Origin of the sequence: Bradyrhizobium sp. S3.12.5, from assembly GCF_040548225.1 — a bacterium.
Lineage (GTDB): Bacteria > Pseudomonadota > Alphaproteobacteria > Rhizobiales > Xanthobacteraceae > Bradyrhizobium > Bradyrhizobium cytisi.
The window spans coordinates 39,761-56,572 of the sequence record NZ_JBEPRF010000038.1 but is presented as its reverse complement, the minus strand read 5'-3'; the positions used below and the strand labels follow the sequence as shown (position 1 = coordinate 56,572).

24 protein-coding genes are annotated in these 16,812 nt (G+C 64.6%); 14 read left to right on the top strand and 10 right to left on the bottom strand.

Annotation, left to right across the window (positions count from 1 at the left end; translation table 11 throughout):
- Window positions 1-360 precede the first annotated feature (360 nt).
- The 3 genes from ABIC09_RS35825 (at window position 361) to ABIC09_RS35815 (ending at window position 1,954) form a co-directional block, all read left to right on the top strand.
- Window positions 361-741, top strand: a complete 381-nt coding sequence (locus ABIC09_RS35825; RefSeq protein WP_354112195.1) for a RidA family protein — start codon at window positions 361-363, stop codon at window positions 739-741.
- 154 nt (window positions 742-895) lie between these two features.
- Window positions 896-1,156, top strand: coding sequence for a hypothetical protein (locus ABIC09_RS35820; protein WP_187434763.1), 261 nt, complete (start codon window positions 896-898; stop codon window positions 1,154-1,156).
- A 174-nt stretch (window positions 1,157-1,330) separates the two neighbouring features.
- Window positions 1,331-1,954, top strand: a complete 624-nt coding sequence (locus ABIC09_RS35815; RefSeq protein WP_354037336.1) for a hypothetical protein — start codon at window positions 1,331-1,333, stop codon at window positions 1,952-1,954.
- Between the two features lie 7 nt (window positions 1,955-1,961).
- Here ABIC09_RS35815 and ABIC09_RS35810 read toward each other — a convergent pair whose 3' ends face one another.
- Entirely contained in the window at window positions 1,962-2,447 is a 486-nt protein-coding gene (locus ABIC09_RS35810) for a J domain-containing protein (RefSeq protein ID WP_354112194.1), read from the bottom strand.
- Between the two features lie 111 nt (window positions 2,448-2,558).
- Here ABIC09_RS35810 and ABIC09_RS35805 point away from each other — a divergent pair, with 111 nt between their 5' ends.
- From ABIC09_RS35805 to ABIC09_RS35795, 3 genes are all read left to right on the top strand, one after another.
- A complete protein-coding gene (locus ABIC09_RS35805) occupies window positions 2,559-3,326 on the top strand; it encodes an SDR family NAD(P)-dependent oxidoreductase (protein WP_354037309.1) in 768 nt (255 codons plus the stop codon).
- A 199-nt stretch (window positions 3,327-3,525) separates the two neighbouring features.
- Window positions 3,526-3,774, top strand: coding sequence for a helix-turn-helix domain-containing protein (locus ABIC09_RS35800; protein ID WP_148750579.1), 249 nt, complete (start codon window positions 3,526-3,528; stop codon window positions 3,772-3,774).
- 122 nt (window positions 3,775-3,896) lie between these two features.
- On the top strand, window positions 3,897-4,415 hold the full coding sequence (locus ABIC09_RS35795) for a collagen-like domain-containing protein (RefSeq protein ID WP_148750580.1): 519 nt from the start codon (window positions 3,897-3,899) through the stop codon (window positions 4,413-4,415).
- A gap of 13 nt (window positions 4,416-4,428) precedes the next feature.
- Here ABIC09_RS35795 and ABIC09_RS35790 read toward each other — a convergent pair whose 3' ends face one another.
- A complete protein-coding gene (locus tag ABIC09_RS35790) occupies window positions 4,429-4,644 on the bottom strand; it encodes a hypothetical protein (protein ID WP_354083516.1) in 216 nt (71 codons plus the stop codon).
- Window positions 4,645-4,740: 96 nt separating this feature from the next.
- On the bottom strand, window positions 4,741-5,007 hold the full coding sequence (locus ABIC09_RS35785; RefSeq protein ID WP_354112193.1) for a DUF2277 domain-containing protein: 267 nt from the start codon (window positions 5,005-5,007) through the stop codon (window positions 4,741-4,743).
- Window positions 5,008-5,241: 234 nt separating this feature from the next.
- Here ABIC09_RS35785 and ABIC09_RS35780 point away from each other — a divergent pair, with 234 nt between their 5' ends.
- The 3 genes from ABIC09_RS35780 to ABIC09_RS35770 all read left to right on the top strand — a co-directional run bounded on the left by ABIC09_RS35780 (window position 5,242) and on the right by ABIC09_RS35770 (window position 7,467).
- Window positions 5,242-6,303, top strand: coding sequence for an alpha/beta fold hydrolase (locus tag ABIC09_RS35780; RefSeq protein WP_354112192.1), 1,062 nt, complete (start codon window positions 5,242-5,244; stop codon window positions 6,301-6,303).
- A 140-nt stretch (window positions 6,304-6,443) separates the two neighbouring features.
- Window positions 6,444-6,788, top strand: a complete 345-nt coding sequence (locus ABIC09_RS35775) for a hypothetical protein (protein ID WP_354112191.1) — start codon at window positions 6,444-6,446, stop codon at window positions 6,786-6,788.
- Window positions 6,789-6,864: 76 nt separating this feature from the next.
- A complete protein-coding gene (locus ABIC09_RS35770; protein ID WP_354112190.1) occupies window positions 6,865-7,467 on the top strand; it encodes an MSMEG_1061 family FMN-dependent PPOX-type flavoprotein in 603 nt (200 codons plus the stop codon).
- 61 nt (window positions 7,468-7,528) lie between these two features.
- Here the strand turns inward: ABIC09_RS35770 and bfr are convergent, their stop codons facing one another.
- The 3 genes from bfr to ABIC09_RS35755 all read right to left on the bottom strand — a co-directional run bounded on the left by bfr (window position 7,529) and on the right by ABIC09_RS35755 (window position 8,882).
- On the bottom strand, window positions 7,529-8,017 hold the full coding sequence (gene bfr / locus ABIC09_RS35765; protein WP_148750586.1) for a bacterioferritin: 489 nt from the start codon (window positions 8,015-8,017) through the stop codon (window positions 7,529-7,531).
- Window positions 8,018-8,149: 132 nt separating this feature from the next.
- Window positions 8,150-8,422, bottom strand: coding sequence for a (2Fe-2S)-binding protein (locus ABIC09_RS35760; RefSeq protein WP_148750587.1), 273 nt, complete (start codon window positions 8,420-8,422; stop codon window positions 8,150-8,152).
- A gap of 166 nt (window positions 8,423-8,588) precedes the next feature.
- On the bottom strand, window positions 8,589-8,882 hold the full coding sequence (locus ABIC09_RS35755) for a hypothetical protein (RefSeq protein ID WP_148750588.1): 294 nt from the start codon (window positions 8,880-8,882) through the stop codon (window positions 8,589-8,591).
- A gap of 136 nt (window positions 8,883-9,018) precedes the next feature.
- On the opposite strand from ABIC09_RS35755, the gene ABIC09_RS35750 reads away from it, so the two are divergent.
- Both ABIC09_RS35750 and ABIC09_RS35745 read left to right on the top strand, forming a co-directional pair.
- On the top strand, window positions 9,019-9,357 hold the full coding sequence (locus tag ABIC09_RS35750) for a hypothetical protein (RefSeq protein ID WP_354037304.1): 339 nt from the start codon (window positions 9,019-9,021) through the stop codon (window positions 9,355-9,357).
- 240 nt (window positions 9,358-9,597) lie between these two features.
- On the top strand, window positions 9,598-9,882 hold the full coding sequence (locus tag ABIC09_RS35745) for a hypothetical protein (protein ID WP_148750590.1): 285 nt from the start codon (window positions 9,598-9,600) through the stop codon (window positions 9,880-9,882).
- A gap of 83 nt (window positions 9,883-9,965) precedes the next feature.
- Here the strand turns inward: ABIC09_RS35745 and ABIC09_RS35740 are convergent, their stop codons facing one another.
- Genes ABIC09_RS35740 through ABIC09_RS35730 form a run of 3 tightly spaced genes read right to left on the bottom strand, consistent with a single transcriptional unit; the run spans window position 9,966 to window position 13,084 of the window.
- Entirely contained in the window at window positions 9,966-11,192 is a 1,227-nt protein-coding gene (locus ABIC09_RS35740) for a lytic murein transglycosylase (RefSeq protein WP_354037303.1), read from the bottom strand.
- 7 nt (window positions 11,193-11,199) lie between these two features.
- Complete coding sequence (gene ettA / locus ABIC09_RS35735; RefSeq protein ID WP_354112189.1) at window positions 11,200-12,849, bottom strand: energy-dependent translational throttle protein EttA; 1,650 nt, start codon at window positions 12,847-12,849, stop codon at window positions 11,200-11,202.
- A 16-nt stretch (window positions 12,850-12,865) separates the two neighbouring features.
- Complete coding sequence (locus ABIC09_RS35730) at window positions 12,866-13,084, bottom strand: hypothetical protein (protein ID WP_354112188.1); 219 nt, start codon at window positions 13,082-13,084, stop codon at window positions 12,866-12,868.
- Here ABIC09_RS35730 and ABIC09_RS35725 point away from each other — a divergent pair.
- The gene (locus tag ABIC09_RS35725) at window positions 13,083-13,298 is read left to right on the top strand and encodes a hypothetical protein (RefSeq protein WP_148750594.1); all 216 of its coding nucleotides are present in this window, start codon (window positions 13,083-13,085) and stop codon (window positions 13,296-13,298) included. The genes ABIC09_RS35730 and ABIC09_RS35725 overlap by 2 nt on opposite strands.
- Window positions 13,299-13,445: 147 nt before the next feature.
- Window positions 13,446-14,408: a D-2-hydroxyacid dehydrogenase family protein gene (locus ABIC09_RS35720; protein ID WP_354112187.1), complete on the top strand. Its 963-nt coding sequence runs from the start codon at window positions 13,446-13,448 to the stop codon at window positions 14,406-14,408.
- 73 nt (window positions 14,409-14,481) lie between these two features.
- Here the strand turns inward: ABIC09_RS35720 and ABIC09_RS35715 are convergent, their stop codons facing one another.
- Window positions 14,482-15,660 (bottom strand): L,D-transpeptidase, encoded by a 1,179-nt coding sequence (locus ABIC09_RS35715; RefSeq protein WP_354112186.1) that lies wholly within the window; start codon window positions 15,658-15,660, stop codon window positions 14,482-14,484.
- A gap of 363 nt (window positions 15,661-16,023) precedes the next feature.
- Here ABIC09_RS35715 and ABIC09_RS35710 point away from each other — a divergent pair, with 363 nt between their 5' ends.
- Entirely contained in the window at window positions 16,024-16,812 is a 789-nt protein-coding gene (locus ABIC09_RS35710) for a hypothetical protein (RefSeq protein ID WP_354112185.1), read from the top strand.

Sequence of the window (16,812 nt, the reverse complement as noted above, 5' to 3'; positions counted from 1 at the left end):
CACTGCTCCATGGTCGGGACGAAGAGCTGGCGTGCAATCGAACTAAGAGCTGAACAACCGCCTTGACACACCAATTCCCCATGTGAGCAATCCAGAATCTTTCCGCGGAGGGACTCTGGATTGCTTCGCTGCGCTCGCAATGACGGGTGGATGGATTCCGGCCTCTCGGGCATGATCGCCACCATGCCATCCTGCCGGTGTTTTGCCCGACGGGTCAAGCGATATTTCTTCCTTCCCGAATTCCAATTCCGCCAATCATTTCTACTGTGCATGGGGTTGTTTTCGCGTTTCCTGTTGGAGCAAGCCCCGCATGCCGCTACGCTTCCTGCGAACGCCATCAATGTTACATCCGAGGTCCCCATGCCGATCCAGCATTTCGCGCCCCCGCCGCATGTCAAGGCGCCGCTCTCGTTCGCGACCCGCGTCGGCGACCTGCTGTTCGTCTCCGGCATTCCCGGCTTCGACGCCAAGGGTGCGCTGCCCGACGGCTTCGAGGCGCAGTTCGCCAATGTCGTCGTCAACATCAAGCGCGTGCTGAACGAGGCCGGCGTCACGATGCGCGACCTCGCCAAGGTCAACGTGCTCTTGACCCGCGCCTCAGACGTTGCCGCGATGAATGCGCTCTATGCCGGCGCGTTCGGCCCGCCGCCTTTTCCTGCACGCACCACCTGCGTGGTGCAGGCCCTGCCCGATCCAAAGATGCTGATCGAGATCGAGGCGGTGGCCTCGCTGGCGAAGTGAGCCATGCTAAGCGCGTGTGTCTTGCCGGGCACTCGGCCGAACCAAGTGCACGACTCCATCTGACATATCCGTGAACGGCCGCTCCTCGGCTTGCAAAGGACCTGCTTTTACCGCACGAATTTTCAGGTCACACTTCCCCATCAGGAGATTTTGCATGCGTCGCGTTCTCGCCCTCTGTGCCGTTGCCGGCATCGCCACCTCCGTGTTTGCCGTGCCGGCCTCCGCTGCGGTCGGCTATTACGTGATCCGCTGGGACAACACCGGCATCTGCCAGGTCTGGAACGAAGATCTCCGCTACAAGCCGTTCCAGTGGGGCGCCTCGACCTACAAGGTCGTCAGCAAGCCGGTCCCGACCTTCACGGCCGCCTCCGAGCTCCAGATCAAGCTGCGCGCCGAGCGCCGCTGCACGCTCTGAGCCGATCCGCCAGTCCGCTCGCTCTGAAGGATCACGCGTTGAAGGCCGGTCACTGCAGCTGGTAAGAATTCGATCGGCGGACGACAAGGGCCGGGCAAGGATGCGATGCCAGCATCCTTGCCCGGTCGTTTTTTTAACCCGGATTTTTGGAGCAGGCCGATGCGCGCACGGACGATGATGCTAGCCGCTCTCACCGCATCGCTCCTGCTCGCCGCAACGGCGCAGGCGCAGGCTCCGCAATCCCTTCGCGTGATCTCGCCGATCTTCAGCCAGCTCGTCAGCTTCGCGATGCCGTCGACTTTCGCTGCCGTGTTCGAGAACACCAAGGGCGGCCACTACATCCGCGAAGCCGTACTCAAGGGCGAGACGCCCGAGCGCTGGACGCAGATGATCACCGTCACCGGCGAGAAGGGCATGACGCTGACGCCAGGCGCATCGCCGCAGATCTTCGCAGGCACCATCGCAGGCGGGTTCAAGACGGCCTGTCCCGACAGCTTTGCCGCCAGGCCGCTGGGCGCCACCACGTTCGGCCGCTTCGAGGGCTTTGTTGCCGTGATCGGATGCGGCCGCATCGACAGCGGCCCGACGCGGCACAGCGAAACCGCGCTGCTGATCACGCTCAAGGGCGCGACCGACTATTACACCGTCCAATGGGCCGAGCGCGGCCCCGAAAGCGACGAGCCGCCGGTCAACGACGACCGCTGGGAAGCCCGCCTGCGCGATCTGGGCCCGATCGACCTCTGCCCGATCACGCCGGGCGAAGCCGCGCCCTATCCGAGCTGCGTCAACAAGAGCTGAGGCGCCCTCACGCGTCCTTGTGCGCGCCGGGATGAATCAAAACGTCGCGCGCGGTGGAAAGGTCGATGAAGGCCTGCGCGCTGCCGCCCTGGTCGGGATGTATGCCCTTGGCGGCGCGGCGATAGGCCTGGTTGATGTCGTCGCAGGTGAGCTGCACGGCGAGCGGCAGGCCCAGCATCTTGCGCGCGCGATCCTCGCTGGACAGTTTCTTCGGCGCCGCGTTGCGGCGGCCGAAGCGCGGCGCGGTCAGATCATGGACGACGTCGAGGATCACGCCGACGCGGCGCCGGGCGGCCAACGTGACGCCATGATCGTCATTGTCCGCGGCCTGGCGCAGCACGGGCAGCGCCTGCTCGGCGGCCTGCCGCAGCGTGGCATCGCTGCTCATCCGCACGATCTCGGCCACCAGCCGCCCTGCCTCGACCCAGTCGGCGAATTCCGCCGACCGCAGGCGCTCGAGCGCCAATTTCCAGGATTCAAGTCGTTCCATCATGCGCGCAACGTTTAGCAATGGGAATCAGTATGCCAAGGCGGCCGTTTCCGACCCCTTAATTTCGAGTTAGCCTTTCATGAAACTTAGAAACGAATCCGGGAGGAAAATGTCATGGCATTGCTTGCAAACCACATCGCTGTCGTCACGGGCGCGGGTTCCGGCATCGGCCGGGCGATCGCCGCCGGCTATGCGCGCGAGGGTGCGCAGGTCGTGCTGCTCGACGTCAATGCCGAAACGGTCGCGGAGGCGGCCCAAGAGATCCGCAAGGCCGGCGGCAAGGCCGAGAGCTTTGCGCTCGACGTCACCAGGCGCGACGATTGCTTTGCGCTGGCAAAGACCGTCGCCGACAGGGTCGGGCAGGTCTCGATCCTCGTCAACAATGCCGGCATCACCCGCCGCAACCCCTTCACGGCCGAGACGGAAACGGTGGCGAAGGACTGGAACGACATCATCTCGCTCAACCTCAACGGCGTCTTCAATACGACGCAGGCCTTTCTCGCGCCGTTGCGCGCGAGCAAGGGCCGCATTGTCAATATCGGCTCGATCCAGTCTTTCGTGCATCTGCGCACGCCAAGCTCGGCGGCGTACACGACCTCGAAGCATGGCGTGCTCGGCTTCACCAAGGCGCTCGCGGTCGAGCTCGGCAAGGAAGGCGTGCGCGTCAACGCGATCGGGCCGGGCTTCATCGAGACCAACCTCAACGCCAATGTGCGCGCCACCAATCCCGCGCTGGTGCAGGCCTTCGTCGATCACACTCCGCTCGCGCGCGCCGGCAAGCCCGAGGACATCGTCGGCCCCGCGATCTTCCTCGCCTCGGACCTGTCGTCCTACGTCACGGGAACAATCGTGATGGTGGACGGCGGATATCGCACAGTGTGAGAGGCGAGATCGGTCCGCATCGCTATGCATCTCGTGCCAATCGCGGCGGCGCGGCGGCATTCCCAAGGTCAATTCGTGCGATGGCGCGCGATTAACCTTTCATTAACCAAACCCGGCCACCGTAGATCTACGGCTTGGGGGTCGTTGTTCTCGATCCGCTTCCAACGATGGAAGCGGGCGTTGATCGGGGAGTATGTTGATGACCACTGTTCACGTCGCGGCGCCCGAGCAAGGCGCGCAATTCCTTGCACCCAACGAGATCGTTCCACTTTTGATCGGCGCGACCGTCGGCGAGGTCGAGCGTGAGCTCGTGCTTCAGACGCTCGCGCGCTGCGACGGCAACCGCACGCGCGCCTCGCGCGTGCTCGGCCTGTCGGTGCGCACGCTGCGCAATAAGATCAGGCTGTACGCGGCTTCCGGCATCGAGGTGCCGGCGTATCACGATTGACGCGTAGGGCCGTGCCCCGTCGGGCCGATTGATGTTAATCAAGCCCGGCATCATGCGCGGGCGGAATTGCTGCTGTCGTCAAACGCCGCTAAGTAGCTTGCGTGCGCAGAAGGAGCAGCGGCGTGGCAGACGATCAGCGACGGCAGGGATCTCAGGGTCCGCGCGGACGGCAGGGCGAGCCGGGACGGCCGGGGCCGCAGGGTCATCCGGGCAAGCGGGGCCCCGACGGCGCACGCGGCAAGCCGGGACCGCAGGGCAAGCCGGGACCGGCCGGAAAGGCCGGAGCGCAGGGCAAGGCCGGTCTGCCGGGCAAGCCGGGCGAAGCCGGTGCGCGTGGCACAGCCGGACCGCAGGGCGCCGTGGGTCCGCAAGGCCCCGCCGGCCCTCAAGGCCCGCGCGGCGAAGCCGGTCCGCCCGGCCAATTGCCGTCGATCGAGCAGGTGCTGCCGTGGCTCGAGCAGCTGTTCGACGCCTGGGACGAGCGTCGCCGCCAGCGCGAGCAGGAGGCCGCGGAGCGCGCCGCGTTAGAGGCCGCCGTGCACGAGGCTGAAGATGCGTCCTCTGACGACGACGCCGAGAGCGACGATGCCGAAGGCGACGCGCACAAGAAAAAGAAGAAAAAGAAGAAGCACGGCCACTAGGACCAGCAGGCGCCTACTTCGCCTGATCCTCACGCCGCGGCAGCATGCCCATGCGCTCGAATTGCCAGCGCATGGCGCGGTACCAGAGATAACCCACCGCTGCGCCGCAAACGGCCAGGATCACCACATTCGCGCTCGAGAACGAGCCGCTCCACCACATCATCCACGCGGTCCACAACAGCGTGAAAACGATGGCACCTGCTTTCAGTGGAAGAAGGCGGCGGCTCATGATCGTGCTCCGGGTTGTCAAAACCCCGGCGAACACCATCGCGCGTGATGGGCATCGCTTCCGTGAGCCAGATCACGGTCGTGCCTGGCGGAACCGCTAACCGAAGCGCAGCCGCGAACGTTCCTTCGCTTTCTCCGCCTCGACCTCGCGGTCGCGCGTCGGTGCATGGGTGTGCAGCGACGTCAGCAGTTTTCGCGCAGCCTCCGAGACCTCGGCGACCGCGCGGTCGAATGCCGCCTCATTGGCCTGCGAGGGCCTGTTGAAGCCGGAGAGCTTTCGCACAAACTGGAGCGCGCTGGCGTGGATCTCGTCCTCCGTCGCGGGCGGCTCGAAATTGAACAGCGTCTTGATGTTGCGGCACATGCAGTCTCTCCCGTAGAAGCCCGATTTGATCCAAGGACGGATGGAGAAGCCGAAATTCTACATCGCATGCAGCCGCATGTCACAGGGGTCCGAATATTCCACTTGCGCGCCGCAACATCGAGGAAATGTTTTTCAGGGGGTGAGCAGCGGTCCGCTCTCGATCCCAGGCGGCCTGCTGATAAGATCGCGCGCAACGCGGCCACGAGCCATGAGCCGCACATTTGGGAGACAAACATGAAAGTTTCTTGCGCGGCGCTGTCGGCCGTTGTGCTATCCATCTCGACATCGGTATTCGCCGCCGACTATCCGGCGCCGAAACAAGGCGATTGGGTCGCCAGGGATTTCAAGTTCCACACCGGCGAAGTCATGCCGGAGCTGAAGCTGCATTACACCACTGTCGGTGAACCGACCGGACAACCGGTGCTGGTGCTGCACGGCACCGGCGGCTCGGGCGCGAGCATGCTGACACCCGCCTTCGCCGGCGAGATGTTCGGCGCCGGACAGCCGCTCGATGCGTCCAAATATTACATCATCATTCCCGACGCGATCGGCCACGGCAAATCGTCAAAGCCGTCCGACGGCATGAAGACGAGCTTCCCGAAATACAATTACGACGACATGGTCGAGGCGCAGCATCGCCTCGTAACCGAAGGCCTCGGCGTCAAGCATCTGCGGCTCGTGATCGGCAATTCCATGGGCGGAATGCAGACCTGGCTGTGGGGCGAGGCATATCCCAAGGACATGGACGCGCTGGTGCCGATGGCCTCGCAGCCGAGCGAAATGGCGTCGCGCAACTGGATGATGCGGCGGATCATGCTCGACACCATCCGCAACGATCCCGATTACAATGGTGGCAATTACGCCAGCCAGCCGCGCATGATGAAGTACGCCATCACGGCCTACGGCATCGCCAGCATCGGCGGCACACTCGCCTATCAGCAACAGGCGCCGACCGCGGCGAAGGCGGACAAGATCGTCGACGAACGGCAAGCGACGCCGATCACGGCGGATGCCAACGACTTCGTCTACCAGTGGGAGTCCTCGCACGACTACAATGCCGCCGAAAAGCTGGAGGGAATCGAGGCCTCGCTGTTGCTGGTCAATTCCGCCGACGACGAGCGCAACCCGCCGGAGACCGGCGTGACGGACGCTGCGATGAAGCGGGTCAAGAACGGCAAGCTGTATCTCATCCCCGCAACCACCGAGACGCGCGGCCACGGCACCACCGGCAACGCAAAATTCTACAGCGAGCAGGTTCGGCAACTGCTGCAAACCGCGCCGCAGCGCACGATGTAGGCATCGCCAGAGCTGCCCCGATATCGCAACGCATCATATGCGGCGCCTCGGCGCCGCATATTATTTGAGCATGCAATGAGCCAACGGCTCGGGCTTAATCGCGTCAACGATACGAATCGACACGCGATGAGGAGGATCGCATGCACAGGCTTGCGCTGTGCGTTTGGCTCGCCGCGATGACGAGCGCCGCGTTCGCGTTCGACAACGGCCAGTACGACAACGTTTCGCCCGACATCCGCGCCTGGTTCAAGAGTGTAATCGCGCCGAACGGCGTACCTTGCTGCGACATCTCCGATGGCCATCGCACCGACTACGACGTGCGCAAAGGCACGTATTGGGTGCCGATCGAGGGACAATGGATGGAGGTGCCCGAGCGCGCCATCATCCGCGATCGCGGCAATCCGGTCGGCCAGGCCGTGGTGTGGTACGTCCACCACCGCGGCGCCATCATCATCAGTTGCTTCGTGCCCGCCGACGCGGTGTAACGTCTTAAGATAGATATCGTTGGCGGACATGGCCCGATCAGGTAGTTTGACGCCGAACCGATCTGGAGGCATGCCGTTGACCGACCTTTGCGCCGAAGACCTCGCCACCATCTATGCGAAGCCGACCCCGCGCGTGATCGCAAAGGCGCGTCCCGCGATCGACGTGCATGCGAAGAAGTTCATCGAGATGTCGCCGTTCTGCGTGCTCGCGACATCAGGCACCGACGGCAGCGTCGACGCCTCGCCGCGCGGCGGCAGCATCGGCTTCGTCCACGTCGCCGGCCCCAATCAACTACTGATGCCCGACCGTGCCGGCAACAACCGCATCGACAGTTTCCGCAACGTCGTCGAGGGCTCGGGCTTCGTGCATCTGCTGTTCTTTGTGCCGGGCATCGACGAGACGCTGCGCGTCGGCGGGCGCGGCGCGCTGTCGGCCGACCCGGATTTGCTCGCTTCGATGGTCGAGTTCGGCAAGCCGCCGCGCGTGGTGCTGAGCGTTGCTGTCAACGAAGTTTATTTCCACTGCGGCAAGGCGCTGATGCGCTCAAAGCTCTGGGCGCCGGAGAAGGTGCAGCGCTCGGTGATGCCGAGCATCAGCCAGGTCATCCACGACCAGACCAGCCTCGGCGAGCCGGAGAGCCAGGAGATCGTGGAAGAGCGCTACAAGACGCAGCTCTAGATCACAGCGTCGTCGCGGCCTTCGCCGGGACGACGCTGGAGTGCGCGGCTGCCGCCGGAGCTTAGTGTCCCTCGCCCTCGAGCCCGCCGACGTGCTTCTGGGTGTAGAGCTCGAGGCCGATGCGGCCGATCAGATCGAGCTGGGTTTCGAGGAAGTCGATGTGATGCTCCTCGTCGCTCATCAGCTTCTCGAACAGGTCGCGCGTGACGTAGTCCTTGACGCTGTGGCAGTAGGTCGCCGCCTCCTGGTAGAGCGCCCGCGCGCTCATCTCGGCGGCGAGATCGCACTCGATGATCTCCTTGACGTTCTGACCGATGCGCAGGGGATCGAGCACCTGCATGTTCGGGAAGCCGTCGAAGAACAAAATCCGCTCAGTGAGCTTGTCGGCGTGCTCCATCTCCTCGATGGACTCCTTGCGCCAGACCTTGGCCATGTCGCGGAGACCCCAATTGTCGAGAAAGCGGTAGTGCAGCCAGTACTGGTTGATCGCAGTCAGTTCGTGACGCAGCGCCTTGTTGAGATAGTCGATAACTTTTGCGTCGCCCTGCATGGTTCACTCCAGCTCTTGCAGTCCAAATCGGCCCTAAACCGAGTTTAGAACGCTTCTAAATGAGTTTACGAGCGAGGGCAACCGGCTACGGAGACGCGGCCGGGGAAAGCTCAGCCAAATTTGCGGAAGTTTTCAGCAGGCCGCGAGGGCGAACTGGGCAGGCTGGGCCGCCTCGTCATTGGCGGCCACGGTGTGGCTGTGCGGACAGCCGGAGCAGCACGACTTGGCACAGGGGCCGAGCGCTTCGTCGATAATGGTCTTGATGGTGCGGGCGCAGCGGCCGCATTCGGCGCTGCAGCCGAGGCATCCATAGATCTGCTTGGCATGACGCACGGCATCGTCGGACTCGGCGACGGCGGCGCGGATGTCGTCATCGCTCAGCACGTTACAGGAACAAACGATCATGGAAGCGGTAGGCCCTTCGGTGATGCGCCATCATCGATATTTAAGGAGCCGTCCGGATGCAAAAGGAAAAACCGGTATTTCAAGCTATTCCAAACTGGCCCGGAAACAGGCCTAGAACGGCTCTAAATAGAGAGTTGCGCTGGATCAAGATGATGTCTGATCGGGCCTAATCGCTGCTCCCGCCTCCCCCACCATCGCTCCCGCCTCCGCAATCTCCACCCCCGCCGCTATCGCTCGTGGAGCAGCCTCCGCTGTCGGTTGAGCTTCCGGAACTGTCGCTGGAGAACCAGCTTCCGAGCGAGACGCCCTCATTCGTGGTATCCGAATAAGTATCGCTTCCGCCGTCGCCGCCTGCCCGGGCGCGCGGGCGTGGGGCGCGGCTCTGTAAATGGCTCATCAGGGCATAGCCGACCACGCCGACGGCCGCGACGGCGATCAGGGCATTGGTCAGGATGTTCATGTTCGCCTCCCAGGCATGAAATCGGCCATTTCTACCAATTGGTCGCACCCGGCCGATGCGCCGTTCATTGATCGTTCAAACGAAGTATGGAACTTTGGCCGCAAGAGTTCCGCATTCGCTGTGAAAGGTCGCCCAAATGAAGAAGTCGCTTATGGCGGTCGCTGCCGCCGCCACCTTGGTTTTGGCTGCAGGTATGCCGGCCCATGCACAGCGTGGTGTCGCTGCCGGCGTCGCTGCCGGGATCATCGGCGGCGCCATCGTCGGTGGCGCGCTAGCCTCTCCGTATTATTACGGACCAGGTCCCGGCTACGCGTATGGTCCGGGCTACGGCCCCGGCTACTATCCGCCCCGCTATTACGCGCCGGGTCCCGGCTACGTCGCCGACGACTATTACGGCGATGGCTGTGTCTGGCAGAAGCAGCGCTTCTGGGACGGCTACGCCTGGCGCATCCGTCGCGTCCGAGTCTGTGGCTGAGGCGCGTTAGCGCCGGTTCGATTCAGTCGGCCGGGTTGAGCCGGTTCACTACGGATGCGCCGTTCATCTCCGGGCCCGAAAAAGACCGCTTTTTCTCGTCACAGCTCTGTGTGCGTTTACCGTGGATTGACCATTTGCGCGCTTCCTAGCTGCAAGGCCAATTCCATCAGCGTGTGCGTGAACCTTTCAAACCCGGACGCTCCTAACGAGGTGCGTCCATCTCCCAGGAGAGCCAAGAGCATGAAGAAGACTATTGTTGCCGCCCTCACGGTTGCGACGGTCGCCGGTTCGCTGGTGACTGCCACGCCGTCCGCGCAGGCCCATGACGGCGTCGGTGTCGGCATCGCGGCCGGCCTGCTCGGCGGCGCGATCATCGGCGGCGCCATCGCGTCGAGCCGTCCCGCTTACGGCGGACCGGTGTACGTGGCCGAGCCCGGCCCGCCGCCCCCGCCCTGCTACTGGCAGCGCCAGCGCTATTGGGACGGCTATGGCTGGACCGTTCGTCCGGTTCGCGTCTGCTACTGATCTGATCGCAAGGCGCTCATGAGCGCCGCGATCGAAGCCCGGCCGCGACCATCGGCCGGGCTTTTTCTTTTTTGGCGGCTTTGTTAGCGCGCCGCCTGGATCGAACGCAGCACCTCTTCGCTCGGCCAGCAATCGACCTTGAGCCCGGCCGACTTCTGATAGGCGCCGAGAGCTGCGCGCGTCTGCATGCCGGCCTTGCCGTCGATCTTGTCCCTATAGAGCCCGGCGCGCGTCAGCCCGCGCTGCATCGTCTCGACGTCCCTGGTGCGCAATTGCTTCGACGCGGACCACGGCGTCGCGAACGGGAGCGGGCTCGTCATGCGGTCGCTGAGATGACCGACGAACAGCACATAGAGATCGGAGAAATTGTATTCCTTGATGACGAAGTAGTTCTTCGTGGTCAGGAACGCCGGACCATAGATGCCCTCCGGCTGGAGCAGTGATGCCGGCTGCGCCTGCTCGGCCGCGCTGAGCCGCTCGCCGCGCACCGGCGCAAAGCCTTCACGCAGCCATTGGCCGATCGGCTTCGTCACCTCGGGCACGCCCGTGGTGCAGTCGACCTTCGCCGGCGCCTTCACCTCATAGGCCCAGCGCACACCGCCCTGCCAGCCCTTGTTGACGAGCTGCTGCGCGGCCGAGGCCAGCGCATCCGGCACCGAGTGCCAGATGTCGATGCGGCCGTCGCCGTCGAAATCGACGCCGTGCTTGTAATATTCGGACGGCAGGAACTGCGTGAGCCCGGTGGCGCCGGCCCAGGACGAGCGCATGTCCTTGCGCGTCACCACGCCCTCGCCGAGGATCTTCAGCGAGAGGATGAACTCGTTGCGATAGGTGTCCTTGCGCCGGCCGACATAGGCCTGCGTCGCCAGCACGCGAACGAGATCGTAGGGCAGCGTGTAGCGGCCGTAGTCGGTCTCGCGGCCCCAGATCGCGAGCATGACGGTGGCCGGCACGCCGGAATTTTTCTCGATCTTCGTCAGCGCGGCATTGTATTTCTGCAGCAACCGCTGCCCCTCGCCCGCGAGATTCGCAATCGAGCCTTCCCTGACATAGTCCGCCGGCACCTGCACGAACTCGGCCTGCGATGGCGCGCCGGTCGCGGGCCGCCCGGGCAGGATCAGATCAGGCAGCTTGTAATCCGGCTCGAGCCCGCGCGTCTGTTGATCGAACGTCGCGCGCGAGACGCCGGCCTCTTGCGCTTCCGGCCAGAGCGAGGCGATGAATTGCGTGAAGGCTGCATCGGCGGCCTGGGCGGACGACCAGCCACAGGTGATCACGATCACCGCAGCGATGAGCGCCCGCCGCATCATCACGCAGTCACCGCGTCAGCTTCTTGTACTTCACGCGGTGCGGAATGACGCTGTCCTGGCCGAGCCGGCGCATCTTGTCCTTTTCGTAATCCTGGAAGTTGCCTTCGAACCACTCGACGTGGCTGTCGCCTTCGAAGGACAGGATGTGGGTGGCGATGCGGTCGAGGAACCAGCGATCATGGCTGATGATGACGGCGCAGCCGGCGAAATCCTCCAGCGCCTCTTCGAGCGCGCGCAGCGTGTCGACGTCGAGGTCGTTGGTCGGTTCGTCGAGCAGCAGCACGTTGGCGCCGGACTTCAGCATCTTGGCGAGATGGACGCGGTTGCGCTCACCACCGGAGAGCGCACCGACCTTCTTCTGCTGGTCGGCGCCCTTGAAGTTGAACGAGGAGCAATAGCCGCGCGAGTTGACTTCCTTCTTGCCGAGCAGGATCAGCTCGTTGCCGCCGGAGATCTCCTCCCACACGTTCTTGCTGCCGTCGAGCGCGTCGCGCGACTGGTCGACATAACCGAGATGCACGGTCTCCCCGACCGTGATGGTGCCCTTGTCCGGCTGCTCCTGCTCGGTGATCATCTTGAACAACGTGGTCTTGCCGGCGCCGTTCGCCCCGATCACGCCGACGATGCCGCCGGGCGGCAGCTTGAAGGTGAGATCGTCGATCAGCAGGCGATCGCCATAGCCTTTGCTGAGGGCCTCGAAATCCACGACATTGGCGCCGAGCCGCTCGGCCACGGGAATGATGATCTGCGCGGTCTGGGTCTGCTTCTCGCTCGCCTGCTTGAGCAGATCCTCATAGCGCTGGTAGCGCGCCTTCGACTTGGCCTGACGTGCCTTCGGCGAAGAGGCCACCCATTCCTGCTCGCGTGCAATCGTCTTCTGGTGCGCGGCGTCCTCGCGGCCTTCCTGCTCGAGCCGCTTCTGCTTCTGCACCAGCCAGGACGAATAGTTGCCCTCGTAGGGAATGCCCTTGCCGCGATCGAGCTCGAGGATCCAGCTCGTGACGTTGTCGAGGAAATAGCGATCGTGGGTGACGATCAGGATCGCGCCGGGATAGCTGCGCAGATGGCCTTCGAGCCACGACACCGACTCGGCGTCGAGATGGTTGGTCGGTTCGTCCAGCAGCAGCAGCTCCGGCTGGTCGAGCAATAGCTTGCACAGCGCGACGCGGCGGCGCTCACCGCCGGAGAGTTTCGTGACGTCGGCATCGTCGGGCGGGCAGCGCAGCGCGTCCATGGCCTGGTCGACCTTGCTGTCGAGATCCCAGAGGCCCTGGGCCTCGATCTCGTCCTGCAGCTTGGTCATCTCGTCGGCGGTCTCCTCGGAATAATTCATCGCCAGCTCATTGTAGCGATCGAGGATGGCCTTCTGCTTGGCGACGCCCAGCATGACGTTCTCGCGCACGGACAGCGTCGGATCGAGGTGCGGCTCCTGCTCGAGATAGCCGACGCGCGCGCCCTCGGCGACCCAGGCCTCGCCGGTGTACTCCTTGTCCAGGCCCGCCATGATCTTGAGTAGGGTCGACTTACCGGAGCCGTTGACGCCGAGAACGCCGATCTTGGCATCCGGGTAAAAGCTCAGGCGGATATTGTCGAGCACCTTGCGGGTCGGGTAGCTCTTGGTCAGGCCGTCCATGAAGTAGACAAATTGGCGCGCCATCGGTCCCGTGAAACCTTCAATTTGAGGATATTTGCTTGCTGCCGATGTAACGATCCCGCCCCCAAAGGGCAATGTTTTCCCTCCGTTCACCACGGATGAATACTGGGCAGACACCATCCGGATCCCGATCCGGACAATTGAAACCATTTTTTAATAAAGCAGGCCAAAGCTCGGTTTCGCGCGGCAACAGCGCCACCCGCTCAGAATGAACGGGGAGCACAGCGAGGCCCATCATGGCTCTGATCGAGACCCATTCCCTTCCTGTTCCGGCACAAGCCGGCCGCACCTCTGCGCTCGTCTCGGAGATCAAGGGCTTCTGGAAGCGCTTCTTCGCCACGGCCTTCAACCCCTACAGGCCCGAACTGCACTACATGCGCGGCCCCGGCCCTGCCTGGCGCGCCAAGCACGGCATGGATGCGCCGATCCGGCTGAAGCCCCGCAAGGTCTGAGCCGCCGCTCTCTCTCGGATTTTGCCTCCGGATTTTTGAAGACCCAGACTGCTTGCACGCAAGCATGATTGCGCGCAACCATGGCCCGGTTCCGACGGTGGCGCCCCTCCGACTGACGCCGCCACCTCTCGCCATGGATGAACGCTGATGACGCGGCTGCGCTGTGCAATTCTCGACGACTATTTCAACCTCGCCCTCGACGTCGCCGACTGGGCGAAACTATCCGACCGAGTCGATGTCACCGTGTTCGGCCATCCCTTTGCCTCGGAGCAGGCCGCAGCCAGCGCGCTGGCCGATTTCGAGATCGTATGCGCGATGCGTGAGCGCACCGCGTTCCCTAGGAGCCTGTTCGACAAGTTGCCGAGGCTGAAGCTGCTGCTTACCTCCGGAATGCGCAATGCCGCGATCGACATCGAGGCCGCGAAGGCGCGCGGCGTCGTCATCGGCGGCACGCAATATTCCCGCGATCCGACCGCGCCGCTCACCATGGGCCTGATCCTGGAGCTGACCCGCGGCATCGGCCGCGAGAATGCGCGCATGCATGCGGGCGAGCCCTGGCAGACTTTTGCCGGCGTCGAGATCGAGGGCCTCACGCTCGGCATCGTCGGCCTCGGCAAGCTCGGCACCAAGATGGCCGGCATCGCCAAGACATTCGGCATGAACGTGATCGCCTGGAGCCCCAACCTCACGCCGGAGAAGTGCGCGGCGGTCGGCGTCGGCTACGCCACCAAGGAGGAGCTGTTCGCCAAGGCCGATATCGTCACCATCCATGTGGTGCTGAGCGACCGCTCACGCGGCCTCGTCAGCCGCGCGGACCTCGCGCGGATGAAGCCGACCGCCTTCCTCGTCAACACTGCGCGCGGGCCGATCGTGGACGAGCAGGCGCTGCTCGAAGCCTTGCAGCAACGGAAGATCGCGGGCGCCGGCATCGACGTGTTCTCGGTCGAGCCGCTGCCGGTCGACCATCCCTTCCGCAAGCTCGACAATCTCGTGCTGACGCCGCATCTCGGCTACGCGACCGAGGACGGCCTGCGTATCCATTACGGCCAGATGGTCGAGGCGATCGACGCCTTCACTGAGGGTAATGAGCTGCCGCGCAAGCTCGCCTGAAGCGACGCAGATCTCGAACGACGAAGGGCGTGCCGATGGCATGCCCTTCTCGATCTCAATTGTCGCGTAGCGCTTAGCGCACGGTGACCGGTGCGGGCAGCGGCGGCACCACCGTCGGCTGCGTGCCGGGGACCGGACCTGCCTGGGCGGCCATCGGAGCGGGACCGGGCGCAGGCGCGGCCGACGCAGTCGCGGTGCCCGGCGGCGGACTACCCTGCATCACCACCACGCGGGTCCCGACCTTGGCGCGGTCGAACAGATCCGAGACGTCCTCATTCAGCATGCCGATACAGCCGGAGGAGACGAACTTGCCGATCGTCGAAGGCTGGTTGGTGCCGTGGATGCGATAGACGGTCGAGCCAAGATACATGGCGCGGGCACCGAGCGGATTGCCTTCGCCGCCGGCCATGAAGCGCGGCAGATAGGGCTGGCGCTCGATCATTTCCACCGGCGGATGCCAATCCGGCCACTCGGCCTTGCGGGTGATCTTCTGCACGCCGGTCCAGGTGAAGCCGTCGCGGCCGACGCGGACGCCGTAGCGGATCGCACGGCCATTGCCGAGGACGTAATAGAGGTAGGTGTTCGGAGTATCGACCACGATGGTGCCAGCCGGCTCCTTGGTCTGGAACGCGACTTCCTGGCGGCGCAGGTTCGCCGCCAGCTGCGCCGGTGCTGCGTCAGGCTGCTCCTCGGGCGGCAGTGACGCCACCGACATCGGCCGGCCACCGGCACCGGGCTGCGGCGACACCGCTCCGGTCGCGGCCGGGCCACCAACGGCTTCCGGCGGACGCATGCCATCACTGGCGGGCGCCTGACCCGGACGGTCGGCATAGATTACCGCGGGCGGGCCGGCAGGGCGGCCGTAGCGGGGATCATCGGGTGACATCACCGGGCCCTGCGGCGGCGCGGCGGAATAGACGGGCGGAGCGCCAGCCGGACGGCCGTAACGCGGATCATCGGGCGACATCACCGGACCCTGCGGCGGGGCAGCCGAATAGACCGGGGGAGCGCCGGCCGGGCGGCCGTAGCGCGGATCGTCAGCCGGACCCGGCGGCGGCAGCGAGGCCTGCGGCATCGCGTCGTCGTCATCCTCCAGCGCGTCGAAATTCGGGGTGCGGTCGCCGGGCCGATATTCGGCCGGAGCGCCGTAGCTCGGCGCCTGCTGAACCGGATAGCTCTGGGCCTGTGCGAGCGAGGTTCCCGCCGCAGCGACTGTTGCGGCAGCGCATATCGTCAGAAAATGTTTGATCATCATCGCTCTTGTATAGCCCCCGGGCCCCGACCGAGCCGTTAACGGCCACATGACCGAAGATAGCGGCACATTCAAGACATGGCAGGCTGATTTGTGCCTGATTTAGCGATTTGTGATGCAATCGCACACAGTTGCTCCGTTGCATCACGGGGATGGAAATCGCATCGCGCCGTAGATTGCCGGAGTTATCAGCCCGATTTTTACGGAACGGCGCGGAGACGTTGCGATATGGTCGAATCAGCCTGATTCGCCACCGATTTGAGCTCGGATCCAGCGTGGCGAACGCGGCAATCAGTATCGTCACCGCGTTCAGATGGCTCGTGGGCCCTGGCCAGCCGCCGGGGCGGAATTCGTAACCCGTCAATGCTTCCCGGCTTTCGCTTCCTGCTTGCCGCGATCCTGCTGTCTGCCTCCATCCTGGTGTTCGGCCTGGGAGCCGCCTCACTGCTGCGGGCGAGCCACGAGCAGTATGTCAGCAACCCGTCCTGGCGGAGCGGCCCGCAGGAGCAGGTGTTCGCGCAAGCCTCCGAGCCGGCCCTGCCGGTGCTCGCGGCGCTCCGCGTGGAGCCGGTCGCACCTGATGCCAACGAGGCGGCGCCCGCAATGCAGGACCAGGTCCCGAGCATCGGTCTGCCCGCGGTCGAGACCGGGCCCGAGCAGATGGCCGCAGTGACGCTCGAGGCCAAGGTCCAGCCTGAGCCTCAGCCTGAGCCTCAGATCGCCGTCGCGTCGCCCGCAGAGCCGGCTGCGCCCGTCACCGAGGTCCCAGCCCCTGAGCAAGCCGAGACCCAGGCTGCGGCTCCTGCGCCCGCCGACACACACACCCTGGCCGACACGAGTGCTTCCATCACCACCACGACGCCGGCCCCGGCGATGAGCGCCACCGACGTGCCGCGAACCGCGACACCGGCGCTGGCATCGCGCGTGAGCGACATTGCAGCAGCCAGGGTGGCTGCGCTGAACGACCTCGCGCCGACGAAGTCCAAAGCCGGCAGCGCGACGCAAGCGAGCAAGCCGCGCGCGCACAAGCCGAAGAAGCGTCACCGCATCGTACGGCGTCCGCCGCCTCAGCAGTTACAACGATCACTCGATCCGTTCGGCCAACAGCAGCAGCAGCAGACGCTCGCCACGACCGCCACGCGCACGCGCTGA